24 protein-coding genes are annotated in these 25,651 nt (G+C 70.6%); 2 read left to right on the forward strand and 22 right to left on the reverse strand.

What is annotated here, in order from left to right; all coding sequences use genetic code 11:
- Window positions 1-6 precede the first annotated feature (6 nt).
- From NQ165_RS10590 to prmC, 19 genes are all read right to left on the reverse strand, one after another.
- Window positions 7-2,775 (reverse strand): FtsK/SpoIIIE domain-containing protein, encoded by a 2,769-nt coding sequence (locus NQ165_RS10590; RefSeq protein WP_257533368.1) that lies wholly within the window; start codon window positions 2,773-2,775, stop codon window positions 7-9.
- 66 nt (window positions 2,776-2,841) lie between these two features.
- Window positions 2,842-3,723 carry a PP2C family serine/threonine-protein phosphatase gene (locus NQ165_RS10595; protein ID WP_257533370.1) on the reverse strand — a complete coding sequence of 294 codons (882 nt, stop codon included), beginning with the start codon at window positions 3,721-3,723 and terminating at the stop codon, window positions 2,842-2,844.
- Between the two features lie 59 nt (window positions 3,724-3,782).
- Window positions 3,783-5,738, reverse strand: a complete 1,956-nt coding sequence (locus NQ165_RS10600; protein ID WP_257533371.1) for an ABC transporter ATP-binding protein — start codon at window positions 5,736-5,738, stop codon at window positions 3,783-3,785.
- Window positions 5,735-7,468, reverse strand: a complete 1,734-nt coding sequence (locus tag NQ165_RS10605; RefSeq protein WP_257533373.1) for an ABC transporter ATP-binding protein — start codon at window positions 7,466-7,468, stop codon at window positions 5,735-5,737. The genes NQ165_RS10600 and NQ165_RS10605 overlap by 4 nt, the downstream gene beginning before the upstream one ends.
- A 97-nt stretch (window positions 7,469-7,565) precedes the next feature.
- A complete protein-coding gene (locus NQ165_RS10610) occupies window positions 7,566-8,552 on the reverse strand; it encodes an aldo/keto reductase (RefSeq protein WP_257533375.1) in 987 nt (328 codons plus the stop codon).
- Between the two features lie 59 nt (window positions 8,553-8,611).
- Window positions 8,612-9,520, reverse strand: a complete 909-nt coding sequence (locus NQ165_RS10615; protein WP_257533377.1) for a hypothetical protein — start codon at window positions 9,518-9,520, stop codon at window positions 8,612-8,614.
- A 59-nt stretch (window positions 9,521-9,579) separates the two neighbouring features.
- A complete protein-coding gene (locus NQ165_RS10620; protein ID WP_257533379.1) occupies window positions 9,580-10,398 on the reverse strand; it encodes a YaaA family protein in 819 nt (272 codons plus the stop codon).
- 96 nt (window positions 10,399-10,494) lie between these two features.
- Window positions 10,495-10,755, reverse strand: a complete 261-nt coding sequence (locus tag NQ165_RS10625; RefSeq protein WP_257533381.1) for a F0F1 ATP synthase subunit epsilon — start codon at window positions 10,753-10,755, stop codon at window positions 10,495-10,497.
- Between the two features lies 1 nt (window position 10,756).
- Window positions 10,757-12,202: a F0F1 ATP synthase subunit beta gene (gene atpD, locus NQ165_RS10630; protein ID WP_257533383.1), complete on the reverse strand. Its 1,446-nt coding sequence runs from the start codon at window positions 12,200-12,202 to the stop codon at window positions 10,757-10,759.
- A 21-nt stretch (window positions 12,203-12,223) separates the two neighbouring features.
- Window positions 12,224-13,126, reverse strand: a complete 903-nt coding sequence (locus NQ165_RS10635) for a F0F1 ATP synthase subunit gamma (protein ID WP_257533384.1) — start codon at window positions 13,124-13,126, stop codon at window positions 12,224-12,226.
- A 20-nt stretch (window positions 13,127-13,146) separates the two neighbouring features.
- Window positions 13,147-14,787, reverse strand: coding sequence for a F0F1 ATP synthase subunit alpha (gene atpA / locus NQ165_RS10640; RefSeq protein WP_257533386.1), 1,641 nt, complete (start codon window positions 14,785-14,787; stop codon window positions 13,147-13,149).
- A gap of 64 nt (window positions 14,788-14,851) precedes the next feature.
- Window positions 14,852-15,640 carry a F0F1 ATP synthase subunit delta gene (locus NQ165_RS10645; RefSeq protein WP_257533388.1) on the reverse strand — a complete coding sequence of 263 codons (789 nt, stop codon included), beginning with the start codon at window positions 15,638-15,640 and terminating at the stop codon, window positions 14,852-14,854.
- Window positions 15,640-16,191, reverse strand: coding sequence for a F0F1 ATP synthase subunit B (locus tag NQ165_RS10650; RefSeq protein WP_257533390.1), 552 nt, complete (start codon window positions 16,189-16,191; stop codon window positions 15,640-15,642). The genes NQ165_RS10645 and NQ165_RS10650 overlap by 1 nt, the downstream gene beginning before the upstream one ends.
- A gap of 31 nt (window positions 16,192-16,222) precedes the next feature.
- Window positions 16,223-16,459, reverse strand: coding sequence for an ATP synthase F0 subunit C (atpE, locus tag NQ165_RS10655; protein ID WP_257533392.1), 237 nt, complete (start codon window positions 16,457-16,459; stop codon window positions 16,223-16,225).
- 43 nt (window positions 16,460-16,502) lie between these two features.
- A complete protein-coding gene (gene atpB / locus NQ165_RS10660; RefSeq protein ID WP_257533552.1) occupies window positions 16,503-17,303 on the reverse strand; it encodes a F0F1 ATP synthase subunit A in 801 nt (266 codons plus the stop codon).
- 131 nt (window positions 17,304-17,434) lie between these two features.
- Window positions 17,435-17,929, reverse strand: coding sequence for a hypothetical protein (locus tag NQ165_RS10665; RefSeq protein ID WP_257533394.1), 495 nt, complete (start codon window positions 17,927-17,929; stop codon window positions 17,435-17,437).
- A complete protein-coding gene (locus NQ165_RS10670) occupies window positions 17,926-19,080 on the reverse strand; it encodes an MraY family glycosyltransferase (protein ID WP_257533396.1) in 1,155 nt (384 codons plus the stop codon). The genes NQ165_RS10665 and NQ165_RS10670 overlap by 4 nt, the downstream gene beginning before the upstream one ends.
- The gene (locus tag NQ165_RS10675; RefSeq protein WP_257533398.1) at window positions 19,077-19,787 is read right to left on the reverse strand and encodes an L-threonylcarbamoyladenylate synthase; all 711 of its coding nucleotides are present in this window, start codon (window positions 19,785-19,787) and stop codon (window positions 19,077-19,079) included. Before NQ165_RS10675 ends, NQ165_RS10670 begins: the two co-directional genes overlap by 4 nt.
- Window positions 19,788-19,852: 65 nt before the next feature.
- A complete protein-coding gene (gene prmC, locus NQ165_RS10680) occupies window positions 19,853-20,734 on the reverse strand; it encodes a peptide chain release factor N(5)-glutamine methyltransferase (protein ID WP_257533400.1) in 882 nt (293 codons plus the stop codon).
- 145 nt (window positions 20,735-20,879) lie between these two features.
- Here prmC and cysK point away from each other — a divergent pair, with 145 nt between their 5' ends.
- Window positions 20,880-21,818 carry a cysteine synthase A gene (gene cysK / locus NQ165_RS10685; RefSeq protein WP_257533402.1) on the forward strand — a complete coding sequence of 313 codons (939 nt, stop codon included), beginning with the start codon at window positions 20,880-20,882 and terminating at the stop codon, window positions 21,816-21,818.
- Between the two features lie 111 nt (window positions 21,819-21,929).
- Window positions 21,930-22,523 (forward strand): serine O-acetyltransferase EpsC, encoded by a 594-nt coding sequence (gene epsC, locus NQ165_RS10690; protein ID WP_257533404.1) that lies wholly within the window; start codon window positions 21,930-21,932, stop codon window positions 22,521-22,523.
- On the opposite strand, the gene NQ165_RS10695 is transcribed toward epsC, so the two are convergent.
- The 3 genes from NQ165_RS10695 to prfA all read right to left on the reverse strand — a co-directional run bounded on the left by NQ165_RS10695 (window position 22,520) and on the right by prfA (window position 25,646).
- Window positions 22,520-23,926 (reverse strand): HNH endonuclease signature motif containing protein, encoded by a 1,407-nt coding sequence (locus tag NQ165_RS10695; RefSeq protein WP_257533406.1) that lies wholly within the window; start codon window positions 23,924-23,926, stop codon window positions 22,520-22,522. The two genes, epsC and NQ165_RS10695, sit on opposite strands and share 4 nt — an antisense overlap.
- Window positions 23,927-24,066: 140 nt before the next feature.
- The gene (locus NQ165_RS10700; RefSeq protein ID WP_257533408.1) at window positions 24,067-24,477 is read right to left on the reverse strand and encodes a hypothetical protein; all 411 of its coding nucleotides are present in this window, start codon (window positions 24,475-24,477) and stop codon (window positions 24,067-24,069) included.
- A 95-nt stretch (window positions 24,478-24,572) separates the two neighbouring features.
- Window positions 24,573-25,646: a peptide chain release factor 1 gene (prfA, locus tag NQ165_RS10705; RefSeq protein ID WP_257533409.1), complete on the reverse strand. Its 1,074-nt coding sequence runs from the start codon at window positions 25,644-25,646 to the stop codon at window positions 24,573-24,575.
- Window positions 25,647-25,651: the final 5 nt, after the last annotated feature.

Below are 25,651 nucleotides of genomic sequence, written 5' to 3' on the forward strand. Positions count from 1 at the left end.
CCGCCGTCACCGCAGCCGCACCCGCAGGGCGACGGATGCCGCGTCCCACAGCCACGCCCGGTCGCGGCCGGGCGCCGCGTAGGGCGGCGCCGCGCGCGAGGCGGTGACCGCTCGCACGTCGCCGCTGCACGCGGCGTCGACGAGCAGCGCCCCCGACGCACGCACCTCCTGCAGGGTGCGCCATTCGCGCAGCCAGGTCTCGGGCTCCCCCCACAGCGCCGTGGGCCCCGTCGGGAGGTCGGTGCGCGCCGCGCCACCGAGCGGGACGACATGCACGCCGGCGCTCTGCCACCGCTCGCGCACCTCGCGGGCCGCGGGCGACGCCGGCGCCACGAGGCCGACGAGCCCCCGCGGCCGGTACAGGGGGACGTCGGTCTCGGGCTCCGGGAGCCCGCTTTCGGCCAGCGCGAACTGCACGGCGAGGCCGTCCACGACACCGCGGCCGGGCGGCAGGTCGCGGTGGTGGTCGCGCGCCTCCCCTCCGGCGGCGACATGATCCGCCCGGCTGGGAAGCGACAGGATCGCCCGCCTGGTCAGCAGCGGCGCGACCCGCCCGGCGATCCCCGTGAGCCGCTGGGTCGTGACGATGACGCGGATGCCGCGACGGCCGGCGTCGCGCACGAGAGCCTCGACCCGCTCCTGGAGGATCGCCTCGTGATCGGGCCCGTACGGCGCAGGCAGCGCATCGAGGTCGTCCACGAGCACGAGGGTGCCCGGCGGCAGCTCGGCCGTGCCGGCGAGCGCATCCCAGGCCGCCTCGGGGTCTCGGGGCACGACAAGGGTGCGACCGGCGTCGTGCTGTGCTGCGGCGGCCCGCAGCACGCCGGTCTTCCCCGACCCCGGGCCACCCACCACGACAAGGCCACGCTCGGCGGAGGTCAGCAGCACCGGGCGCTGCCGCTGCCGGTCGGGCTCGTCGGCCAGCCCCAGCAGGATCGCACCGTCTCGGGGCGTCGCACCGTCCGCCGTTCCCAGGGTCTGCAGCGCCTGCAGCGGCAGCCGATCGGGCAGAGCGGGGAGCCAGGGTCGCCGGGGCGGCGCACCGGCGTCGACGGCCGCGAGCCGGGCGAGGGTGTCGTCATCGCAGACCGCCACCCGCACCCCGCGCGCCGTCCGGTCGGCGGCGCGGCGCACGAGGGCGAGCCCACGCGCGGCCGGTTCGCCGGGCAGCAGGGCGGCGTCGTCCCCGCCGAGCATGAGCCGGGCGTCGCCGACGTCGGTGACCCGCAGACTGACCCGCAGCGGACAGTTGGCCAGCAGCGCGTCGCGGAAGACGCCCGCGGCGCGCTGGCCGGCGAGGATCAGGTGCATGCCCAGCGCCCGCCCGCGCGCGGCGATGTCGGCGAACAGCGCGTGCAGCTCCGGCTGCGTGCCCACGAGCGCGGCGTACTCGTCGACGACGATCACGAGTCGCGGCAACACCTCGCCTGCCTCGTCGACGTCGCGCGCACCCGCCTCGGCGAGCACGCGCTCGCGGTGTCGAAGCTCGGCTCGCAGGCTGTGTATGGCGCGGTGAGCGGCGGCCTCGTCGAGGTCGGTCAGCACACCCGTGACGTGCGGCAGGGCGGCGAGGCGGTCGAACGCGCGGCCGCCCTTGAAATCAGCGAGGAGGAAGGCGACCTGCGCAGTGGTGTGGGTCGCGCAGAGGCTCGCGATCCAGGTGGTCAGCAGCTCGCTCTTGCCTGCTCCGGTGACCCCGGTGACGAGGGCATGCGGACCGTCCACCGCGAGGTCGATGACCACCGCCTCGCCGCCGTCTCGGCCGATCACCGCCGGCAGCGTGCCCGCGGCGGCGGACGGGGCGTGGGGCAGCAGGAGCGCGAGGTCTGCCGAGGGGGCGGAAGCCGCGCCGGCAACGGCTCCCGCCCGCACATCGAGCGCGGTGGCGACGGCCGTCGCCTGGGCGCGCCCCAGGGCCTCGACGCGCACCTCGCGGCCGAACCCGCCATGATCGAGCCACGCCGCGCCGAGTCCGGTCAGGGTGAGCACCGCCGCGCAGCGGGGCGGGGGAGGCATGCGCGGGGCGACGAGGGCGATCGGCGCCTCGACGCCGCGTTCCGGCACGGTCCCCTGCTCGCACAGCTGCACCGCCATGCCTGTGACGCAGCGACGGTGCGGGAGCGCCGCGGTCCACCCGCCGTCGGCGGTCACCGGCCCGACGAGCCTCACCTCCCCCGGGGGCGAGACCAGACACACCTGCGCGAGCAACGCCCTCCCCACCGCGGCCGCTGCGACCGGCGGGCCCACCACCGCGACGCCGTCGCCGAGCGGCACCGTGACCGGCGCGTGGTCCAGGCGCGTCGCCTGTGCCCGCAGTGCGGCATCCTCCTCGTCACCGCCACCGCCGACCACGCGCACCGCACTCGGCCGCTGACCCGTCCCCACCCGCAGCTGGTGCGCCCGGCCCGGGACGGTGCGCCAGATCCCCTCGGGCTCCGCCAGGCATCCGGCGACATCGGGATGCCTGGCGGAGAGCGCGCCGCGCTCCGTGGCGTGGCGCGCGGCGAGTCGTGCGGCGACGCTGGCCCGCAGGGACTCCTGCGATCGCCGTGCGCGGCGCCGGTCCCGGCGGGCGGCCCGCAGCCCGTCGAGGGCGGCGCCGCCGGCCAGCAGCGGCCCGAGCGCGGCGAACCACAGCGACAGGACCGATCCCGTGATCGCCCAGAGCCCGAGCGCGGCGGCCACGGGCAGCAGAGCCGCTGCGAACGGCAGCGCCGGCCGCGGCACGGGTTGCGCCGGCTTCGGGAGGGTCAGCGGTTCGTCGTCGGAGATCATGCCCCCAGCACAGCGCACCACGGGACCCCGCGGTCGCCGCGGCGACCGTTCGGGGTCGGCTCCGGCTCAGTCGGCGGCTGGGGAGGAAGCGGCGTCGGCCGCCGCGGCGTCCTGGCGCGGCAGCGGCACAGTCGGCGCCACCTGCTGGCGCTCAGCGGTGTCGCCGTCGTCGTCGCCCTCGGCGACGACCTGCGCGTTGAGCACGATCACGGAGATGTTGTCGCGACCACCGTTGTCCAGGGCTGCCTTCAGCATGGCATCGACGGCCGCCGCGGGGTCGGGGTGCTCCATGAGGAAGTGCAGGATGCCGTAGTCGGTGAGTTCCTTGGTGAGTCCGTCGCTGCAGATGACGAACCTGTCGCCGTCGACGACGTCGAGGCGCACGTAATCGGGGGTGACGGACTCTGTGGGGCCAACGGCGCGGGTGATCACGTTGCCGTACGGGTGGTTCTCGGCTTCCTCCGGGCTCAGCCGACCCGAGGCGACGAGCTCCTGCACCACCGAGTGGTCGGTGGTGATCTGCATGAGGCTCTCGTCGCGCATGAGATACACCCGCGAGTCGCCGATGTTCAGCGTGACCCAGGTCGCCTCGTCTCCCGTGGCGTCCAGGTAGACGCCGGTGACCGTCGTGCCGGTGCCGTCGTCGGTGGCCTCGGGATGGTGGGAGATGTCCTCCACCGCGCGCGCGAGTGCCGTCTCGATCACCTTCGGGGAGACGGGCTCGGTCGTCGAGACCGCGCTCAGCCGTTCGATCGCGCTGGCGCTGGCGATCTCGCCGCCGATGTGCCCACCCATGCCGTCGGCGACGATGAACAGGGGGTAGGTGGCCAGCACCGCGTCCTGGTTCACCTCTCGGCGACGTCCCACGTCGGTGGCCGCAGCCCACGACAGAGACAGCTCCCCGCCGGGCACCGCGACGACGCGCGTCTGGGTGGTGGCTTCAGGCACGCTGTCGGCCTTCCCTGTCGTCGTCGGATGCGTTCGTCTGCAGAACGCGTTTTCACATCCTAGTGGACCGCCGCCTGCTCGCCCTCAGCGACGTCACCCTCGACCGGGGCCTGGAACTGCGCGTTGTACAGCCTCCGGTAAGCCCCCTGCGCGGCGAGCAGCTCGTCGTGGGTGCCCTGCTCCACGATCGAGCCGTTCTCCATCACCAGGATCACGTCGGCGTCGCGGATGGTGGACAGCCGGTGCGCGATGACGAACGACGTGCGGTCGCGCCGCAGGCGGGCCATGGCCCGCTGGATCAGCAGCTCGGTGCGGGTGTCCACCGACGACGTCGCCTCGTCGAGGATGAGCAGCCGCGGGTCGGCCAGGAATGCCCGGGCGATGGTGACCAGCTGCCGCTCCCCTGCGCTGAGGTTGGTGGCCTCATCGTCGAGCACGGTGTCGTACCCCGCGGGCAGGGCGTGGACGAAGCGGTCGACGTAGGCGGCCGAGGCGGCGGCCGTCATCTCCTCTTCGGTGGCGTCGGGCCGCCCGTAGAGGATGTTCTCGCGGATCGTGCCGGAGAACAGCCACGTGTCCTGCAGCACCATGCCGGTGCGCGAACGCAGGTCGGCCCGCGTCATCCGCCGTGTGTCGAGGCCGTCGAGCGTGATGCGGCCGGCGTCGATGTCGTAGAAGCGCATGATGAGGTTGACCAGCGTGGTCTTGCCCGCACCGGTCGGACCGACGATGGCCACCGTGCTCCCCGGCCGCACCGACAGGTCGAGGTGCTCGATGAGCGGCTTGTCGGGGGTGTAGCTGAACGACACGTCCTCGAAGTCGAGGTCGCCGGCATCCTCGTCGACGGTCTCGGCCGGCTCGGGGTCGGGCGTCTGCTCCTCCTCGTCGAGGAGTTCGAAGACGCGCTCTGCGCTGGCGACGCCCGACTGCAGCAGATTGGCCATCGAGCCGAGCTGGCTCAACGGCTGGGTGAACTGACGGGAGTACTGGATGAAGGCCTGAACGTCGCCGATCGACAACCGCCCGCCGGCGACCTGCAATCCGCCGACGACCGCGATCGCCACATACACGAGGTTTCCGATGAACATCATGGCGGGCATGATGACGCCCGAGAGGAACTGCGCACCGAAGGTGGCGCGGTACACCTCCTCGTTCTCGGCCCGGAAATCCGCTTCCACCTCGCGCTGGTGCCCGAAGACCTTGACGATGGCGTGACCCGAGAACGTCTCCTCCACGCGGGCGTTGAGCACCCCGGTGGCCTTCCACTGGGCGACGAACAGCTTCTGGGATCGGCGGGCGACGAGCACCGTGACCACGATCGTCAGCGGAATCGTCACAAGGGCGATGAGGGCGAGCAGCGGCGAGATCACGAACATCATCACGAGCACGCCGATGACGGTGAGCAGCGAGACCACGACTTGCGAGAGGGTCTGCTGCATCGTCTGCCCGATGTTGTCGACGTCGTTTGTGACGCGGCTGAGCAGCTCACCGCGCTGCACGCGGTCGAAGTACGACAGCGGCAGTCGGTGGATCTTGTCCTCGACACGCATGCGCAGGCGCTGCATCGCCCGTTGCACGACGCCGTTGAGGATGCGCGCCTGAAGCCAGCCGAACACGCTCGCCAGCAGGTACACCGCCAGCACGCCCATGAGGATCCAGCGCAGCTGCTCGAAGTCGATGCCCGCACCGGGAGTGAACTCCATCGCCGCGAGCATGTCGGCCTGCTCCTGCGAACCTTCGGCACGCAGGGCGTCGACGACCTGGTCCTTGGTCACGCCGGGAGGCGACTGCAGGGAGATGAATCCGGCGAAGACCACGTTCGTCCCCTCACCGAGCAGCTTCGGGCCGGTCACCGTCAGTCCGACGCTGACGACCCCCAGGATCAGCACCGTGACGATGCGCGGCAGGTCGACCCGCAGCTCCCCGAGCAGCCTCCGGGCGCTCGGGCCGAAGTTCTGCGCCTTCTGCACCGGCGCCGTGCCGCGCCCGGGGCCGTGTCCGCCGTGCCCGCTCATGCCGTCGCCTCCGCCGCCAGCTGCGACGCCACGATCTCGCGATAGGTCTCGCAATCCTCGAGCAGCTCGTCGTGGCGTCCGACACCCACGATGCGACCATGCTCGAGGACGATGATCTGGTCGGCACCCTGGATGGTGGACACCCGCTGGGCCACGACCAGGCGGGTGGTCCCCGGCAGGCGTTCATCCAGAGCACGGCGCAGCGCCGCATCGGTCTGCAGGTCCAACGCCGAGAACGAGTCGTCGAAGATCTGGATGCGTGGGTTCTTCACCAGGGCCCGCGCGATCGCCAGCCGCTGGCGCTGCCCGCCCGATACGTTCGTGCCGCCTTGGGCGATCGCCGCTTCGAGCCCTCCCGGCATCGCCTCGACGAAATCGCGGGCCTGTGCGATGTCCAGTGCCTCCCACAGCTCCTGGTCGGTCGCCTCGGCATTGCCGTAGCGGAGGTTGGAGGCCACCGTGCCGGAGAACAGGAACGCCTTCTGGGGCACCAGGCCGATGCGCTGCCACAGCTCGTCCGGGTCGTATTCGCGCACGTCGACGCCGTCGACGCTGACCGATCCCGCGGTGACGTCGAACAGGCGCGGCACGAGTCCGACGAGCGTGGTCTTTCCCGACCCGGTCGATCCGATCACCGCGGTCACCGTGCCGGGCTCGACGTCGAAGGAGAGATCGTGCAGCACCGCCTCGTCGGCTCCGGGATAGGCGAAGTCGACGTGGGAGAACCGCACGCGACCCGCCGGCCGGGGAGCCGCCGCCGGTGCATCGGGGGCCGTCACCGACGCCGGGGTGTGCAGCACCTCGCCGATGCGCTGCGCGCACACCGCTGCGCGCGGGATCATCACGAACATGAAGGTGGCCATCATGACGCCCATGAGGATCTGCATCATGTAGTTGAGGAAGGCGAAGAGGGTGCCGATCTCCACCCCGGCATCCTGCACCTGCCCCGCCCCGAACCAGATCACGGCGATGCTGGAGAGGTTCATGACGAGCATGACGGCCGGGAACATCAGCGCCATGAGGTTGCCCGCCCGCAGCGCCGTGTCGGTCACGTCCTGGCTGGCCGCCCGGAACCGCTCGCGCTCCTGGCGCTCCCGAACGAAGGCTCGGATGACGCGGATGCCGGTGAGCTGCTCGCGCATGATCAGGTTCACGCGGTCGATGCGCTGCTGCATGAGAGTGAACGCCGGCACCATTCGCACCACGATGAGTCCGACGATGATGAGCAGGAGCGGCACGGAGACGGCCATCAGCCACGACAGCCCGACGTCCTGCCGGATGGCCATGATGATGCCGCCGATGGCGAGCATGGGCGCGGAGATCATCAGCGTCGCCGAGACCTGCACCAGCATCTGCACCTGCTGCACGTCGTTGGTGTTGCGCGTGATCAGCGAAGGCGCGCCGAACCGGCCCACCTCGCGCTGTGAGAAGGCGACGACCCGGTGGAACAGGTCCGAGCGCAGGTCCCGGCCCACCGAGGTGGCCAGGCGCGAGCCGAACCACACCGCGATGATCGCGCACGCGATCTGCACCGCGCTGACGACCAGCATGACGCCGCCGAGCGACCAGATGACGTCGACGTCACCGGTGACCACCCCGTCGTCGATGATGTCGGCGTTGAGGGTGGGCAGGAGCAGCGACGCGACCGACTGCGCCAGTTGGAACACCACGACGGCGACGATGAGCGGCCACATCGGGCGCGTGTACGTCGCGAGCAGCTTGCCGAGCACGAAGCCCCCTCCCGCGCGCCAGGCACGACACGCGGATTCAGACGCTACGCCTGCCGTGCGCCCGGTGCCAGTCGCCGACGTGCGCTCTCGGCGAACGTCACACGCGGGCAGCGGGATCGGCGACCAAGGGGAACAACTCGTCGATGGCGGCGAGTTCCGCCGCATCGGGCGTCCAGTCCGTCGCGGCCGCGTTGGCGCGCACCTGCTCGGGGGTCGTGGCACCCGCGATGACGCTCGAGAGCTCGGGCCGCGAGAGCAGCCAGCCGTATGTCGCCTGCAGCATGGTGATGCCCCGCTCCCGGCAGAACCGCTCGTACGCCTCCAGCGCGTCCCACGGCGCATCGTCGTAGACGTGACGGCGGTTGCGCATGATGCGCGTGTCCTCAGGCGCCTCGTCGCGGCGGAACTTGCCGGTGAGCAGCCCGTTGTGCAGCGGGAAGTACGGCAGGAAGCCGACCCCGAAGCGCTCCACCGCCGGGAGCACCTCGCGCTCGGCCGCACGCGCGAGGAGGCTGTAGTGGTTCTGGGCGGAGATGAACGGGATGCCGTGGCGCTCGCGGGCGACGAAGTGGGCCTCGGCGATCTGCCACCCGGCGAAGTTCGAATGACCGATGTAGCGGACCTTGCCCTCCCGCACCAGCTCCGCGAGCGCGTCCAGGGTCTCCTCGATGGGCGTGCCGGGGTCGGGCGTGTGCAGCTGGTAGAGGTCGATCCAGTCGGTCTGCAGCCGGCGCAGCGAACCCTCGACGGCTCGGCGGATGTAGGCGCGCGATCCCTTGGCCCCGGTGGGGAGCCCCGGCATCGCCGCACCGGAGTGCCCGAACTTCGTCGCGAGCACGACCTGATCGCGCCGGGAGCCCAGCGCCTCACCGATGAGCGTCTCCGACAGGCCGGGTTCCTTGCCGTACATGTCTGCGGTGTCCAGCAGCGTGATGCCGGCATCGATCGCCGCGTCGAGCACCGCGCGGGTGCCCTCGAGCGTCTCGGTCGCAGATCCGGCCCTGCCGAAGTTGTTGCAGCCGAGGCCGGCGGCGGAGACGAGCAGGCCGGAGGCGCCGAGGCGGCGCTGAGAGGGAGCGGTCATGCCCCCACGCTAGCGCGCACGGGGAAACCCCCGCCGGTGGACCGGCGGGGGTTTGCGGCTCATGGCTGGTGGGGAGGTTGCGGAGCCGTCGGCGGCTCGGTCCCGGGCGCTGCGGCGGGAGGCTCGGGCGCGGCGGGCGGCTCCGGCGCAGCGGGCGGCGCAGCAGGCGGCTCGGGCGCGGCGGGAGGCTCGTACGGCGGCGGCTGCGTGCCCGCGGGCGGCTGTGCCGCGGCGGGCGGCGGGTACGCCGCCGGGGCCCGGTACGCCGTGGGCGGCGGGGTGCCCGGAGCGGGCGGCTGGCCCGGCGCCGCGTAGCCCGCGGGCGGCTGGCCCGGCGCCGCGTAGCCCGCGGGCGGATACCCCGGCGCCGCGTAGCCCGCGGACGGGTAGCCGGGAGCGGCGTATCCCGCCGGCGGCGGGTAGGCGCCCGGGACAGGGGGCTGCCCGTACGCCACGCCGGGGAAACCCGCCGGCGTCTGGGCCGGGATGCCCGACCATTCGGTGGTGTCGCGCAGGAAGGTGTTCGCCCACGGCGCGGGCGGCACCGCCAGGTTCCAGCGCGACCGGTCGTAGGCGGCGATGCCCAACCACACGATCGACACCAGCACGTAGAGCACGACCCAGACGGGCTCCTTCTGCAGCTTCAGCCCGATCCGGTAGGACGCCATGGCGAGGTAGGCGGATGCGGCCAGCAGGAAGATGTAGCCGACCCCGACCGGCGACAGCAGCGCGCCCGCGCCCCACGCGATCAGCAGCCACCAGGGGTTCAGGTCGCCGAGCTTGGCGAACACGAGCATGTTGTAGACCGGCACCCAGGCCCGCCACCGGCCCTGCACGCCCGCCTTCTCGAAGATCTTCATCAGGAACAGGGACGTCAGCACGTAGCCGGCGATGGAGAGGAGGAAGGCGACGAAGCCGAAGGCGGCGACGAGCGCCCAGAGCGCCCCGTCGGTGTCATACAGGTACATGGGTGGACCTCCGATGTCGATCCTGGCGCCGGGAGGGCGACGGGGCGATGCCCCCGCGGTCACATGCTAGCGATACCCGCCGCGGTGCGCCGGGTGACAGCGGCCACGGACCCGGTCGAGGCGTCAGGCCCGGCGACGAGCTCCAGCTCGCCCGCGTCCCCCGGCCGCAGGGTGAGACCGACAGCAGCGGCCCAGTCGAGGAGTTCGTCGAGGCTGACGATCTTCGGGCGATGGGATGCCAGCAGTCGCAGCAGCTCTCCCTTGGCGTGCTTGTTGAAGTGGTTGAGCGCCCGCACGGTGCCGTCCGGCCCGGTCGAGACCACGCGCACGTAGGCGCGGGGACGATCGGCCGGGACGGGACCCAGAGCCGTGTAGGCCTCGGAGCGCAGGTCGAGGATGAGCCCGGACTCGGTGGCGCCGAGAGCGGCCGTCACGGCCTCGGCCCAGAGCCGTCGCAGCGGCGGCAATCCCGGCAGGCGGGTGCCGGCTGCGAGCCGGTACGCCGGGATCGGATCGAGTGCGGCGACCGGCCCGAACGGAGCGGAATGGATCAGCACGTGCGCGTGAAGCCACGCCCGCGCGGATGCATCGAGCGAGTCGGCGCCCAGCGCGTCGAACAGCACGCCGGTGTAGCGGTCGACCGCAGGCAGGGTCGGCGCGGTGCGCAGGGCGGCGTTGGCCGCGATGTCGCCGCGCTGCCGCGCACCGAGCTTGAGCACCCGGGCAGCGTCATCCTCGTCCTGCGAGAGCGCCACGAGTGCGTCGATCACGCAGTCGCGGATCGCCGCGAGCTGCGGAAGCGCGAGGGCGGTCGCGTCCAGCGGGCGGCCGTCTCCCCCGGTCCGCTTGGTCTCGGAAGGTGGGGCGAGGATCAGCATGGGGTGCCCTTCGATGCGTCGCCGTGGCGCACGAATGCACCGGAGAGCATGCTCATCCGGTGCATTCGTGTGCTGTCGTGCGGTGGTGAAGCGGGGTCAGGAGACCAGGGCGGCGTGGCCTGCCACGATGGACAGCTCATCGCCGGCCATCGACAGGAAGCCCTCGCGTGCATCCGCGACGACCTTGCGGCCGTCCTCGGTGGTGATGCGCACCTGGCCCTCAGCGAGGATCGCCAGCACCGGCTCGTGGCCGGTCATGAAGCCGATCTCGCCCTCGACGGTCTTGGCCACGACGAGGCTCGCCTCGCCGGACCAGACCTCCGCCTCAGCGGAGACGAGGCTGACGGAGATCGCCATGTCAGCTGTTCTCCTTCTGGATCTTCGCCCACTTCTCCTCGACGTCGGCGATGCCGCCGACGTTGAAGAAGGCCTGCTCGGCCACGTGGTCGAAGTCACCCTTGACGATCGCGTCGAAGGACTCGATGGTCTCCTTGATCGGGACCGTGGAGCCCTCGACGCCGGTGAACTTCTTCGCCATGTAGGTGTTCTGCGAGAGGAACTGCTGGATGCGACGCGCGCGCGACACGACGACCTTGTCCTCTTCGGAGAGCTCGTCGACACCGAGGATCGCGATGATCTCCTGCAGCTCCTTGTTCTTCTGCAGGATCTGCTTCACGGCGGTGGCCACGCGGTAGTGGTCCTCACCGATGTAGCGCGGGTCGAGGATGCGGCTGGTCGAGCTGAGCGGGTCGACGGCGGGGTACAGACCCTTCGACGCGATCTCGCGGGACAGCTCGGTGGTGGCATCCAGGTGGGCGAACGTGGTCGCCGGCGCCGGGTCGGTGTAGTCGTCGGCGGGCACGTAGATCGCCTGCAGCGAGGTGATCGAGTGACCGCGGGTCGAGGTGATGCGCTCCTGGAGCACACCCATCTCGTCGGCGAGGTTCGGCTGGTAGCCCACGGCGGAGGGCATGCGGCCCAGCAGCGTGGAGACCTCGGAGCCGGCCTGCGTGAAGCGGAAGATGTTGTCGATGAACAGCAGCACGTCCTGCTTCTGCACGTCGCGGAAGTACTCCGCCATCGTCAGCGCCGACAGGGCCACGCGCAGACGCGTCCCCGGCGGCTCGTCCATCTGGCCGAAGACGAGGGCGGTCTTGTCGAAGACGCCCGCCTCCTCCATCTCGTGGATGAGGTCGTTGCCCTCACGGGTGCGCTCACCGACACCGGCGAAGACGGACACACCACCGTGGTCCTGCGCGACGCGCTGGATCATCTCCTGGATGAGGACGGTCTTGCCGACACCGGCGCCGCCGAACAGGCCGATCTTGCCGCCGAGCACGTACGGCGTGAGCAGGTCGATGACCTTGATGCCGGTCTCGAACATCTGGGTCTTCGACTCGAGCTGGTCGAAGTTCGGCGCCTGGCGGTGGATGCCCCAGCGCTCGGTGACCTCGATCTGCTCGCCGGGAGCGGCGTTGAGCACGTCCCCGGTCACGTTGAAGACCCGGCCCTTGGTGACGTCGCCGACGGGCACAGTGATGGGTCCGCCGGTGTTGCGCACCTCCTGGCCGCGGACGATGCCGTCGGTGGGCTTGAGCGCGATGGCGCGGACGAGGTCGTCGCCGAGGTGCTGAGCGACCTCGAGCGTGATCTCGGTCGACTCGTCGTCGATCGTGATCGTCGTCTTCAGCGCGTTGTAGATCTCGGGGATCGAATCGTGCGGGAACTCGATGTCGACGACGGGGCCGGTGACGCGCGCGACGCGGCCTGTGACCGTGGTCGCCTCGGGTGCGGTGAGAGTCATTGTCTTCTCTTTCGGTGGGTTCTACTTGCCCGACGCCAGAGCGTCGGCGCCGCCGACGATCTCGGCGATCTGCTGAGTGATCTCCGCCTGACGCGCGTTGTTGCGCAGGCGGGTGTAGTCGGTGATGAGCTTGTCGGCGTTGTCGCTGGCGGACTTCATCGCCTTCTGCGTGGCGGCGTGCTTCGCCGCCGACGACTGCAGGAGGGCGTTGAAGACGCGGCTCTGGACGTAGACCGGGAGGAGGGAGTCCAGGACGGCCTCGGGGCTCGGCTCGAATTCGTACAGCGGGTAGACCTGGCTGCCCGACGGCTCGTCCGCGGCAGCGTCGACGACCTCGAGCGGAAGCAGACGCACCCGCTCGGGCGACTGGGTCATCATGCTGATGAACCGGTTGTACACGAGGTGGATCTCGTCCACGCCACCCTCGTCGCCGCCGCGGTCGTAGGCGTCCAGCAGGGCGCCCGCGATCAGTTCGGCGGTGTTGAAGTGCGGCGTGTCCGTGTCGCCCACCCACTCCCCCGCGGCCGGGATGCGGCGGAACTGGAAGTAGCCCACCGCCTTGCGGCCGACGAGGTAGAACTCGACTTCCTTGCCCTCCGAGCGCAGCAGCTCCGCAAGCTCCAGCGCCTCGCGCAGGATCTGGGAGTTGAAGGCGCCCGCCAGGCCCCGGTCGGAGGCGAAGATGACCACCGCGGAACGGCGGATCACCTCCCGCTCCGTGGTGAGGGGGTGGTCGACGTTGGAGTACGTCGCGACCGCTGACACGGCCCGCGTGACGGCCCGTGCGAAGGGGGATGAGGCGCGGACGCGCCCCATCGCCTTCTGGATGCGCGAAGCCGCGATGAGCTCCATCGCCTTCGTGATCTTCTTGGTCGTCTGAGCAGAACTGATCTTCTGCTTGTAGACCCGCAGTTGTGCGCCCATTGGCTATCCCTACTGAGTCGTCAGCCCCGGCGGCCCTTGACGATCTTCTCCTGGTTCACGTCGTCGGCGTCCGCCGCGGCGAACTCCTCGTGACCCGGGTTGTTGATCGCCATGCCCTTGCCGGACTGGAACTCGAGGACGAAGTCGTCCGTCAGCTTGTCGAGCTGCGCGACCGTGTCGTCGTCGAGGACGTTGGTCTCGCGCAGCGTGTCGAGGATCGACGTGTTGCGCTTGAGGTAGTCCAGCAGCTCGCGCTCGAACCGCAGCACGTCCTCGACCGCGATGGTGTCGAGCTTGCCGTTGGTGCCGGCCCAGATCGACACGACCTGCTCCTCCACCGGGTACGGCGAGTACTGCGGCTGCTTGAGCAGCTCGGTCAGACGCGCTCCGCGCGCCAGCTGGCGACGCGAGGCCGCGTCGAGGTCGGACGCGAACATCGCGAACGCCTCGAGCGAGCGGTACTGGGCCAGCTCGAGCTTGAGCGTGCCGGAGACCTTCTTGATCGACTTGACCTGCGCGTCACCACCGACGCGCGACACCGAGATGCCGACGTCGACAGCGGGGCGCTGGTTGGCGTTGAACAGGTCGGACTGCAGGAAGATCTGGCCGTCAGTGATCGAGATCACGTTGGTCGGGATGTAGGCCGACACGTCGTTGGCCTTGGTCTCGATGATCGGCAGACCCGTCATCGATCCCGCGCCCAGCTCGTCAGAGAGCTTCGCGCAACGCTCCAGCAGACGCGAGTGCAGGTAGAACACGTCACCGGGGTAGGCCTCGCGGCCCGGCGGGCGACGCAGCAGCAGCGACACGGCACGGTACGCCTCGGCCTGCTTCGACAGGTCGTCGAAGATGATCAGGACGTGCTTGCCGCCGTACATCCAGTGCTGGCCGATGGCCGACCCCGTGTAGGGCGCCAGGTACTTGAAGCCGGCGGGGTCCGACGCGGGAGCGGCCACGATGGTGGTGTACTCCATGGCGCCGGCATCCTCGAGCGCGCCCTTGACGGAGGCGATCGTGGAGCCCTTCTGGCCGATGGCGACGTAGATGCAGCGCACCTGCTTGCTGACGTCGCCGGACTCCCAGTTGGCCTTCTGGTTGATGATCGTGTCGATCGCGATGGCCGTCTTGCCGGTCTGGCGGTCGCCGATGATCAGCTGACGCTGGCCGCGGCCGACGGGGATCATGGCGTCGATGGCCTTGATGCCGGTCTGCATCGGCTCGTGCACGCTCTTGCGCTGCATGACGCCCGGCGCCTGCAGCTCGAGGGCACGCCGGCCTTCCGACGCCACGGGCCCGAGGCCGTCGATCGGGTTGCCGAGCGGGTCGACGACGCGGCCAAGGTAGCCGTCGCCGACGGGGACCGAGAGGACCTCGCCGGTGCGGGTGACCTGCTGGCCCGCCTCGATGCCGGCGAAGTCGCCCAGGACGACCACACCGATCGCGTGCTCGTCGAGGTTGAGCGCCAGTCCGGCCGTGCCGTCGCCGAAGCGGACGAGCTCGTTCGCCATGACGCCGGGCAGTCCCTCGACGTGGGCGATGCCGTCGGCGGCGTCGATGACGGTGCCGACCTCGGTCGCGGCGGCCCCGGTGGGCTCGTACGCGGCGACGAAGTCCTTCAGCGCGTCACGGATGACGTCGGGGCTGATGGAGAGTTCTGCCATGGTCTTCCTTCGTGTTCATGGGACCTTGCGGTCCCGAAATCTCCGCTCCGATGAGCGGGAAGCTCTAACCGGCCAGCTTCTGGCGCAGGTCGTTCAGACGGCTCGACACACTGGCGTCGATGACGTCGTCGGCGATCTCGACGCGCAGGCCGCCGACGACCGAGGGGTCGACGACGACGTTGAGCGAGATGTCCGTGCCGTACCGCTGCGACAGCGCAGCGGAGAGGCGGTCGGCCTGTCCCGCCCCGAGGGGCTTCGCGGCGACGACCGTGGCGACCGAGCGACCGCGCTGCTGCGCCACCAGGCGCATCGCACGACCGAGCAGCTGCCGCACCCGACGCTCACGCGTCTGCTGCACCGCCGAGGAGACGATCAGTGTCGTGCCGGCGCTGGTGCGGCCGCCCAGGAGCGTCTCGACGAGCGCGCCCTTGGCGGACGCGTCTCCGAGTCGGCTGCCGAGCGCAAGCTCCAGCTCGGGGTTCGCTGCGATGGTGCGGATGACCGCGAACAGCTCCCCCTCGATGTCGGAGCCCGGCTCCGCGATCGCGGTGGCCCGGATGCCGAGCTCCTCGATCCCGTCGACCAGGTCAGACGCCGACGACCAGCGCTGCTGGACCGCACTGGTCAACAGCGAGACCGTGGTGGGCTGGAACGAGCCGAACACGTGCGCGACGACCTTCGCCCGCGCGGCGGGCGCCGCGGCGGAGTCGGCCAGCGCGCCCCTCAGCTGGGCCGATTCGCCCATCGCCCGCGCGGCAGCGAACAGCTCGCGGGCGACGCCGAGGTCGACCGACGACGCCGCGCCGAGCGCCGACGTCGTCGCGGCCAGGGCCTGAGTGGTCGCGCTGCCCATTACTTCGACGCCTCGGAGGCTTCGAGGTCGGCCAGGAAGCGGTCCACGACGGCCTGCGCCTTCGCGTCGTCGGAGAGGGACTCCCCGATGACGCCGCCGGCGAGGTCGAGGGCCAGCGAGCCCACCTCGCTGCGCAGCGAGACCAGCGCGGTCTGGCGCTCCGCCTCGATCTGCGCGTGCGCGGCGGCGGTCAGGCGTGCGGCCTCCGAGGAGGCGGCATCCTTCGCTTCGGCGACGATCTTCTTGCCGTCCTCGCGAGCGGCGTCGCGGATCTCTCCGGCCTCCTTGCGAGCCTCGGCCAGCTGAGCGGTGTACTGCTCCAGAGCAGCCTCCGCCTTGCGCTGAGCCTCATCGGCCTTGGCGATGTTGCCCTCGATCGAGGCGGCGCGCTGGTCGAGCAACGTCTTCATCTTCGGAAGGGCGACCTTCCAGAAGACGAAGAGGATGATGACGAAGCAGACCGCCGACCAGATGATGTCGTACCACGCCGGGATGAGCGGGTTGTACGCGACACCCTCTTCCGCGGCGTACGTGACAAGAGCGTTCAGCATCCTGTCTCCTTTAGGTCAGTACGGGGCTGGATCAGAAGCCGAAGATGAAGGCGGTGGCGATGCCGATGAAGGCGAGCGCCTCGGTGAAGGCGATACCGATCCACATGAGCACCTGAAGACGACCGGCCAGCTCGGGCTGACGGGCGACGCCCTCGATCGTCTTTCCGACGACGATGCCCACGCCGATGGCCGGGCCGATGGCGGCGAGGCCGTAGCCCACCGTCGCGATGGAACCGGTGACGGCGGCGAGAACCGTAGTTGCGTCCACGGGGGTTTTCCTTTCGGTTATGGGCGGCAGTCAGCCGACCCGCTCAGTGCTCTTCCGCGACCGCGAGCTGGATGTAGACCGCGGTGAGGAGAGCGAAGACATAAGCCTGCAGCGCTGCGACGAGCAGCTCGAACAGGGTGAAGGCGAAGCCGAAGGCGAGCGAGCCCGCAGCCAGAGCCGACCACCAGCCGCCGAGATCGAGCAGGAAGAACTGCGTCGCGGCGAAGAAGAGGACCAGCAGAAGGTGCCCGACCATCATGTTCATGAGGAGTCGGAGGGTCAGGGTCACCGGCCGGATGACGAACGTCGAGATGAGCTCGATCGGCGTCACGATGATGTAGATCGGCCACGGCACGCCGGTGGGGAAGAGCGAATTCTTGAAGAAGTTCTTCGGGCTCTTCTTGATGCCGGCGTAGATGAAGGTCACGTAGCTGACCACCGCGAGCAGCAGCGGCACCGCGATGATGCTCGTGCCGGCGATGTTCATGAACGGGATGACACCCGTGAGGTTCATGAACAGCACCATGAAGAAGATCGTGGTGAGGATCGGCAGGAACCTCTGCCCGTCCTTCTTGCCGAGGAGGTCCTCGGCGATGTTGACCCGGACGAAGTCCAGGCCCATCTCCACGATGCTCTGGAAGCGTCCGGGGACGACCTTCATGCGTCGGGTGCCGAGCCAGAAGACCAGGACCACCGCGAGTGTCGCGATGAACTGGATCAGGTGGATCCGGTTGATGACCAGATCACCGATCTGGAAAACAGCCTCGGGAAAGAACTCCGCGATCGACGGAGCGTGGAACTCGCCTTCGTCGGCGGTGGGGGCGATCAGTGTCGCAGCGTGAATAAACAGCGCAGGCTCCAGCTTCGGGGCGCCGGTACAGGACCGGAGCGACGATGGTCGGTGAGCGTCACTCCGCAGATGCTCCGAGAGGAGCGGGGCGGGCGCAGATCAACACTATCAAACTCCGGCGGCGGTCAATGCCGCCCTTCGGGTCCTTCGCCCTGTTCCGCGACCTCGTCGGCCGTGGGAAGGGTGACATCGCTTGCATGCGGCACCCGCATGCGGGTGAGCACGACGACGTCGATCACGAGCGATGCGACAATCCCGGCGACGAGGGAGAGGAAGAAGACCGTCGGGTTCAGCCAGGCCGCATCCCGCAGCACCAGCAGCAGCACGATGAAGACGAGGAACTTGAGGATCCAGCCCCCCAGCACGATGCCGAAGAAGATCGGCACGTACAGCGCGTCGCCGTACCAGCGGTTGGCGACGAGGATGCTGACGCCGGTGATGCCGAGGAAGGCGAACGCCAGCCCCACGCCGCACAGGGCGCTCCACAGCCCCTCGGTGCCGCCGGCCGCGTAGCCGGCGACGGCGCCGATCACGGCCAGAACGGCGGTCACCCCGGCGGACCACAGCAGAGTGGCACGCAGGACGGGGGTGCTGGAGACGGAACTGCGGGGCGTGGTCATGAGGACTCCTGGGTCGCGGGCAGGGCGCGGCGGGCGGGGGTGAAGGTGACGACGAGGCAGGCCGCGACGCCGATGAGACCGAAGGCGGCGCCGGGCAGGTACTGCCCCGGCCAGTCGGCGGTCGTTCCGATGTACATGAGCAGCACCGCGAGACTGACCACCGCCGTCCAGGCGTAGAAGATCAGCACGGCGTCGCGGTCGGAGTGGCCCATGTCGAGCATGCGGTGGTGCAGGTGCTTGCGGTCGGGCGAGAAGGGGGACTTTCCGGCCTGCATGCGCCGCAGCACCGCCATGCCGAAGTCCAGCAGCGGGAGCATCACGACCACCACCGGGAGCAGGATCGGGATGAACGCACCCAGTAGCTGGGAGCGGCCGAACTGGTCGGGGTCCCCCAGCAGGGCGGGGTCGAGCGAGCCGGTGATCGACACGGCGGAGCAGGCCATCAGCAGCCCGATCATGAGTGCGCCGGAGTCGCCCATGAAGAGCTTCGCCGGGTTCCAGTTCATCGGCAGGAATCCGATGCAGGCGCCGATGAGCACAGCGGCGATGAAGGAGGCCATGGTGAAGTACGTCGCCGACCCCATGTCGCGCATGAGCAGGTAGGAATAGGCGAAGAACACCGCGTTCGCGATGAGGGCGACGCCGGCGACGAGCCCGTCGAGGCCGTCGATGAAGTTGACGGCGTTCATGACGATGACGATGGAGAAGATCGTGAGCACGAAGCTGACGGTCCCCGAGAAGCCGGTGATCCCGCCGATGGGCAGCGTGTAGATCTGCAGCTCCCCGAACCAGGCGACGATGCCGGCGGCGAGGAACTGGGCGCCGAGCTTGATGGTCCAGTCGAGGTCCCACAGGTCGTCGGCGACCCCCACCAGCACGATGAGGGTGGTCGCCGCCAGCACGGCCCAGGGGGCGGGGTCCGCCCAGAAACTCGCGAATCGGGGGTCGGGGTGCATCGCCGAGACCGCGAACGCGAGGACGATGGCGAAGTACATCGCGATGCCGCCGAGGCGCGGCGTGGGCGTCTTGTGCACGTCGCGGGCCCGGATGGCCGGGTAGAGCTTGAACCGCAGCCCGAGGCGCCACACCGCCCAGGCGAGGACGAGCGTGACGGCGGCGGTCAGGATGACGATGAAGACGTACTGTTTCACACCGCGCCGCCGGCCGCCGCGGCGGGGCCATCCGCCTCATCGGGGTCGGCTTCCAGCAGGTCGCCGAGCACGTCCCGCAGTCGGGTGCGGCTGACGGCGCCGTCGCGCAGCACGCGCACCACGCCGTCACCATCACCGGTCAGACCGGTCGCGTCGACGATCGTCGAGGGGATGCCGGTCTCCCGCATGCCGGCGTCGAGGTACACCGCCACACTGTCGCCGAGCATGTCGACGGCCTCGTCGATCGCGATCGCCGCCGAGTGCCCGGTGCGGTTGGCGCTCGAGACGGCGAGCGGGCCGCACTCCTCGAGCATCTCCAAAGCGATGCGATCGGCGGGCATGCGCACCGCGACCGTTCCGAAGGTGTCGCCCAGGTCCCAGGACAGCGAGGGCTGCGCCGGCAGCACGATGGTCAGTCCGCCGGGCCAGAACTCCTCGACGAGTCGTTCGACCGGCTCGGGGATCTCGGCGGCGAGGGCGCGCAGGGTGGTCACTCCGGCGACCAGCACGGGCGGCGGCGACTGCCGGCCGCGCCCCTTGGCTGCGAGCAGGCGTGCGACGGCCGAGGCGTTGAAGGCGTCGGCGGCGACGCCGTACACGGTGTCGGTGGGCAGCACGACGAGCTGGCCGCGCGCGATCGCCTGACGCGCCTGGCGCAGGCCGGGCAGCAACTGCGTCTCGTCGCGGCTGTCGAATACAGGGGACATGGCCGCACCAGTCTACCGGCGCAGGCTCCGCAGACCCTTCAGACCGCCGTCCCGCGCGGCGGGTGTCAGGAGCGGACGGCTGTGGTGGCCCGGTCGCGCAGCGTGAGGTCCTGATGGGTGGCGGCGGCGAGCCAGCCGTCTGCGGTCAGGAGGGACCTGATGGGTGCGCCCTGCCACTCGCCGTGCTCGAGCACGAGGGTGCCTCCCGGGTGCAGCAGACGACGGGCCACCCCGCTGATCACGCGCACCACATCGAGCCCGTCCGCTCCCCCGTAGAGCGCCGCCGGCGGATCCCAGTCGCGCACCTCGGGGTCGCGCGGGATGGCGCCGTCGGGCACGTAGGGCGGGTTGGAGACGACGACCGACACGGTTCCGTCGAGCTCGGGAAAGGCTTCTGCGAGGTCGACGAAGGCGATGCGGGCGTTGCTCGCGCCGACGGCGATGAAGTTCTCCTTCGCCCACACGAAGGCGTCGACCGAGTTCTCGGCGGCGTGCACCCTGGCATGCGGCACCTCGGTCGCCAACGCAAGGGCGATCGCGCCGCTTCCGGTGCCGAGGTCGACGGCGATGGGCTCGGGGGACGCGGCTGCGGTGAGCGCGTCGATCGCGATCTGGGCGACCGACTCGGTCTCGGGGCGCGGCACGAACACGCCGGGCCCGACCTTCAGCTCCAGATGACGGAACGGTGCAGTGCCGGTGAGGTGCTGCAGCGGCTCGCGAGCAGCCCGGCGTGCGAGCAGCGCGGCGAACGCCGACGCGGCGGGTTCGGGCACCTCGTCGCCGCGCACGACCGCGGCGTGCAGCTCGCCCCGGCCGATGCCCAGGACGTGCGCCAGCAGCAGCTGCGCGTCGACGTCTGCGGAGGCGACCCCGGCCCGCTGCAGCAGGTCGGTGGCGGTGCGCAGCGTCTCGGCGATGCGGGCGGGGGCGGTGCGGGAATCGGGCATGGGCGTGTCCAGCCTAGACGGGAACCGGCCGCGCGGTCCGGGAAGGATCGTCATATTCGGCCGCATGCTCCCCCACGCGCCCTAGGCTTGAACGATGAGCTTCCCCTCGCCGAGGAGGGGTCACCGACCGCACGAAAGGCAGATCATGGCCGGCATCCATTCCGACATCACGAGCGCATTCGGCAACACCCCCTTGGTCAAGCTGAACCGGATCACCGAGGGCCTTCCCGGTACGGTGCTGGCGAAGCTCGAGTTCTACAACCCCGCGTCCAGCGTCAAGGACCGCATCGCGATCGCGATGGTCGACGCGGCCGAGGAGTCCGGCGAGCTCACCCCCGGTGGCACGATCGTCGAGGCCACGAGTGGCAACACCGGCATCGCGCTGGCCATGGTGGGCGCGGCGCGTGGCTACAAGGTGGTGCTCGCGATGCCGTCGTCGATGTCGATGGAGCGCCGGCTGCTGCTGAAGGCATACGGCGCCGAGCTGGTGCTGACGGACCCGGCCGGCGGCATGAAGGGCGCGGTCGCCAAGGCACAGGAGATCGTCGACGAGACGCCGGGCGCCGTGCTGGCCCGTCAGTTCGAGAACGCCGCCAACCCGGCCATCCACCGCAAGACGACCGCGGAGGAGATCCTGCGCGACACCGATGGCAAGGTGGACTACTTCGTCGCCGGCATCGGTACGGGCGGCACCATCACGGGTGTCGGCCAGGTGCTCAAGGAGCGCGTTCCCGAGGCGAAGGTCGTCGCCGTCGAGCCGGCCGACTCGCCGCTGCTGACCAAGGGGACGCCCGGCCCGCACAAGATCCAGGGCATCGGCCCGAACTTCATCCCCGCGCTGCTGGACCAGAGCGTCATCGACGAGGTCGTCGACGTGGAGTTCGCGGATGCCATCGCCACGGCCCGCGAGGTCGGCGTGAAGGACGGCATCCTCGTCGGCATCTCCTCCGGCGCCGCACTGTGGGCCGCCCTGCAGATCGCCGCCCGGCCCGAGGCCGAGGGCAAGAACATCGTCGTGGTCATCCCCTCGTACGGCGAGCGATACCTGTCGACCGCGCTCTACGAGGACCTGCGCGAAGACTGATCACTTCCGGCCCGGGCGGCAGCGCCGCCCGGGCCGTCATCGTTTCCGAAAGCAGGTTCTCGTGCACGGCATCCCCCTCCCCCGCGTCGACTCCCCCGCCGAGGCGGGCGCGTGAGCGGGCCGCTGCGCGGCCTGCGTGATCTTGTGGGCCGGGCACGCGAGGATGTCGCGGCCGCGAGGCTGCGCGACCCCGCGGCCCGGAACGGACTCGAGATCGCCCTGCTGTACCCGGGCCTGCACGCCATCTGGTCACACCGCGTCGCCCACACCCTCTGGCTGCGAGGACTGCGCCTTCCGGCCCGTGCGCTGTCGCAGCTCACGCGGTGGCTCACGGGCGTCGAGATCCACCCGGGCGCGCGCATCGGGCGCCGCTGCTTCATCGACCACGGCATGGGCGTCGTGATCGGCGAGACCGCCGAGATCGGCAACGATGTGCTGCTCTACCACGGCGTCACCCTCGGCGGCCGCACGCGCAACGGCGGCAAGCGCCACCCGACCCTCGGCGACCGCGTGCTGGTGGGCGCCGGCGCGAAGGTGCTCGGCCCCATCACGATCGGGGCGGGCACGGCGATCGGCGCGAACGCCGTCGTGACGAAGGATGCCCCCGCCGACAGCGTGCTGGTCGGCGTCCCCGCGAAGGCCCGCAAGCGCACCCCGGGCGAGGACACCCGGTCGCTGCTCATGGCACCCGAGTACTTCATCTAGAACGGCGCAGGCGCACCTGCTGTCGCCTGATCGAGCGCGCTGAACTCCAGCACGCGTCGAGGGGTGTCGGGATAGACCCGACCGGTGGGACTCGTCCATTCGAGGATGCCGCGGGGTTTCTGGATCACCGACCACGCCGTGGCGTGCTTCATCGCGTGGTGCCGAGCGCAGAGGTTCGCGAGGTTGGCGACGGCGGTCGGCCCGCCGCAGGCATGGTCATGGGTGTGATCGTGGTCGCAGAACCGGGCGGGTCTGCGGCAGCCGGGGAACCGGCAATGCTCGTCTCGCGCATCGAGATGTCTGCGCTGCGCCCTGCTGGGCCGGTAGGTGTCCACGTGATGGACGGCTCCGGTGGCCGGGGAGGTGAACACCCGCTCCCAGACGTCGGCGGCTGCGGCCAGACGCCGGGCGGTGTCGGGGTCGATGGGTCCGTATCCGAGCAGCTCGGCCGGTGCGGCACCTGCGCCCACAAGGGTGGCGGCCGGGATGACGATCTGCACCTGCGCCGTCACCGCCGCTGCCTCCGGGAGGACACCGGTCGCCGTAGGCGCGGTGGCGCAACCGGTGAGCAGCAGATCGGTGAGCACATCGGCCCGGATCTGATCGGTGGTGCGCGTATCGGTGGCGACGGGGTCGTCGGCAGTCTCAGCGACGGTGTCATCGGGGGTCTCAGCGACGGTGTCATCGGGGGTCTCAGCGACGGTCTCGTCGTCGGTCTCAGCGACCGGCTCGTCCGCGGCGCGTGCGCGGCGTGCGGCGGTGATCTCGCGCGCGTGCTGGGTCAGCCGATCACGGATCGCGTAGGCGAGCACGGCCGGCAGCACCGCGGCGAGCTCAGCCATGCCGTCGTCGAGGTCCCGTACCCATACCCGCCGACCCGCCGCCGCGTCAGCGTGCCGTTCCTGCAACGGCACCGGGCGCAGCTTCTGCGCGATCACCGTCACGATCGGCTTCGCCCGCCCCGGTGTCTCCCGCTCGCACACCACCAGCGCCGCCTGCTCGAACCTGGCCCGCACCTCGGGGTCGCCGATGACGGCACCGGCATCCTGGATCACACGCACGTGGCCCGCGTCGACACGCCCCTCCCGTAACGCCGCGACGGTCGCCGCAAAGCCTTCCACGAGGACCGTGGCGTCGCGCATGCGGTCCTGCATGCCCCGGTCGGGTCGCCGCAACGCCGCGCCCACCTCTGCCGCGATCGCCCGCGCGGGCATCTCTCGCTCCCGCCGCTCAGACGACGGCACCCGGGCTGTCTGCTCAGCCGCGATCGCATCGGCGCGCGCCAGCAGCTGCAGCTCCTCGGCGTGCAGCGCGGCGATCCGCCGCCGCGTAGCCTCCAGCCCCGCCACCACCGCACCCAGCGAGCGGGTATCTCTGCGGGAGGCGGGCGGGAGCGTCTTCATACCCGTCATTCTCCCGCCTACCTCCGACATTCAGAACGGAGAAACTCCCGGCCAGGCGGCACTTGTGGATAACCTCCCGGCACACTCGTTGTGCAGGGAACGGCGCTCGGCGGGGCGCGAGCAGCGGCCCCCGCCACGCATCACGCGCGCGACGTCTCCCCCCGCGCATCCATCCTGCGCCGGAGGAACAGCCTCGGCAGCAGCAGCGTCGCCAGCGCCGTCACCACCCACACGACGAGGGGCGCGAGCACCCACGCGAGCGCGTCGGTGATGCGCAGCCCGCCGACCGGCAGCAGCACCACGATGAGCAGCGCGACCAGGGTCGAGAGGATCCCCACTCCCCCGAGCAGCGGCGGAGCGTGCCGCCGCGCCACCCGGGTGATCACCGGGGCGAGGGCGCTCTGCAGCACCGCGAAGATCACGATGCAGAGGACGAAGCCCCACCAGTCCGCCCACACGATCGTGAAACCCGGAACGACGAGGTCTGCCACCACGAGCCCCAGCGCGGCAGACCCGAGGAACACCGCCGCGCGCAGCAGCAAGGTCGTCATGCGCCGACCCTAATCCGCCCACACCATCGCAGCCAAGACCGCGCCACCCGGCGGCCACGGGGCCGGCCGAGGCATCCCCCCGCCCGAAACGCCCCTCAGGACCCGAGAGCCGCCAGTCGCGCCTCTTCGTCAGCGGCGATCGCCGACTGCACGATCGGCTCGAGAGCGCCGTCCATCACCTGGTCGAGGTTGTACGCCTTGTAACCGGTGCGGTGGTCGGCGATGCGGTTCTCGGGGAAGTTGTAGGTGCGGATGCGCTCCGAGCGGTCCATGCCGCGGATCTGCGACTTGCGCGCATCGGACGCCGCGGCATCCCGCTCCTCCTGCTGCTTGGCCAGCAGCCGGGCGCGCAGCACCCGCATGCCGGCTTCGCGGTTCTGCAGCTGCGACTTCTCGTTCTGCATCGACACGACGATGCCGGTGGGCACGTGGGTGATGCGCACCGCCGAGTCTGTGGTGTTCACCGACTGGCCGCCGGGCCCCGACGAGCGGAACACGTCGATCTTCAGATCGTTCTGGTCGATCTGCACTTCGTCCGGCTCGTCCACCTCGGGGAACACCAGCACGCCGGTGGTCGAGGTGTGGATGCGCCCCTGGGACTCCGTCGCCGGCACGCGCTGCACGCGGTGCACGCCGCCTTCGTACTTCAGATGAGCCCACACGCCCTGCGCCGGGTCGCTCGATGAGCCCTTGATCGCGAGCTGCACGTCCTTGTAGCCGCCGAGGTCGGACTCGTTGCGGTCCAGCACCTCGGTCTTCCACCCCTTGGATGCCGCGTACTGCACGTACATCCGCAGCAGATCGGCCGCGAACAGCGCGCTCTCGGCGCCGCCCTCGCCCTGCTTGATCTCCATGATCACGTCACGGGCGTCGTCAGGGTCGCGCGGGATCAGAAGTCGCCGCAGGCGCTCCTGCGTGGCGGTGACCTGCTCTTCGAGAGCGGGCACCTCCTCGGCGAACGCCTCGTCGTCCTTCGCGAGCTCGCGCGCCGCCTCGAGGTCGTCCGCCGCCGCGACCCACGCGTCGTGGGCCGCGACGATGCGCGACAGCTCGGCATAGCGCCGATTGACCCGCTTGGCGCGGGCGGCATCGGCGTGCACCGCGGGGTCGGAGAGCTCCTCCTGCACCGCGCGGTGCTCGTCGATCAGTCCGCGGACGGACTCGAACATGCCGG

It is taken from the genome of Microbacterium sp. zg.Y1084 (assembly GCF_024623595.1).
GTDB classification, from domain to species: Bacteria; Actinomycetota; Actinomycetes; order Actinomycetales; family Microbacteriaceae; genus Microbacterium; species Microbacterium wangruii.

Bases quoted from the DNA above. Each gene is read 5' to 3' on its own strand.
- NQ165_RS10700 (WP_257533408.1), bottom strand. From the start codon at position 24,477: ATGACGACCTTGCTGCTGCGCGCGGCGGTGTTCCTCGGGTCTGCCGCG.
- NQ165_RS10590 (WP_257533368.1), bottom strand. From the start codon at position 2,775: ATGATCTCCGACGACGAACCGCTGACCCTCCCGAAGCCGGCGCAACCC.
- NQ165_RS10600 (WP_257533371.1), bottom strand. From the start codon at position 5,738: ATGAGCGGGCACGGCGGACACGGCCCCGGGCGCGGCACGGCGCCGGTG.
- atpD (WP_257533383.1), bottom strand. From the start codon at position 12,202: ATGACTCTCACCGCACCCGAGGCGACCACGGTCACAGGCCGCGTCGCG.
- NQ165_RS10695 (WP_257533406.1), bottom strand. From the start codon at position 23,926: ATGAAGACGCTCCCGCCCGCCTCCCGCAGAGATACCCGCTCGCTGGGT.
- NQ165_RS10665 (WP_257533394.1), bottom strand. From the start codon at position 17,929: ATGACCACGCCCCGCAGTTCCGTCTCCAGCACCCCCGTCCTGCGTGCC.
- NQ165_RS10610 (WP_257533375.1), bottom strand. From the start codon at position 8,552: ATGACCGCTCCCTCTCAGCGCCGCCTCGGCGCCTCCGGCCTGCTCGTC.
- atpA (WP_257533386.1), bottom strand. From the start codon at position 14,787: ATGGCAGAACTCTCCATCAGCCCCGACGTCATCCGTGACGCGCTGAAG.
- NQ165_RS10650 (WP_257533390.1), bottom strand. From the start codon at position 16,191: ATGCTGAACGCTCTTGTCACGTACGCCGCGGAAGAGGGTGTCGCGTAC.
- NQ165_RS10675 (WP_257533398.1), bottom strand. From the start codon at position 19,787: ATGTCCCCTGTATTCGACAGCCGCGACGAGACGCAGTTGCTGCCCGGC.
- NQ165_RS10635 (WP_257533384.1), bottom strand. From the start codon at position 13,126: ATGGGCGCACAACTGCGGGTCTACAAGCAGAAGATCAGTTCTGCTCAG.
- prfA (WP_257533409.1), bottom strand. From the start codon at position 25,646: ATGTTCGAGTCCGTCCGCGGACTGATCGACGAGCACCGCGCGGTGCAG.
- NQ165_RS10620 (WP_257533379.1), bottom strand. From the start codon at position 10,398: ATGCTGATCCTCGCCCCACCTTCCGAGACCAAGCGGACCGGGGGAGAC.
- NQ165_RS10615 (WP_257533377.1), bottom strand. From the start codon at position 9,520: ATGTACCTGTATGACACCGACGGGGCGCTCTGGGCGCTCGTCGCCGCC.
- NQ165_RS10645 (WP_257533388.1), bottom strand. From the start codon at position 15,640: ATGGGCAGCGCGACCACTCAGGCCCTGGCCGCGACGACGTCGGCGCTC.
- prmC (WP_257533400.1), bottom strand. From the start codon at position 20,734: ATGCCCGATTCCCGCACCGCCCCCGCCCGCATCGCCGAGACGCTGCGC.
- NQ165_RS10625 (WP_257533381.1), bottom strand. From the start codon at position 10,755: ATGGCGATCTCCGTCAGCCTCGTCTCCGCTGAGGCGGAGGTCTGGTCC.
- cysK (WP_257533402.1), top strand. From the start codon at position 20,880: ATGGCCGGCATCCATTCCGACATCACGAGCGCATTCGGCAACACCCCC.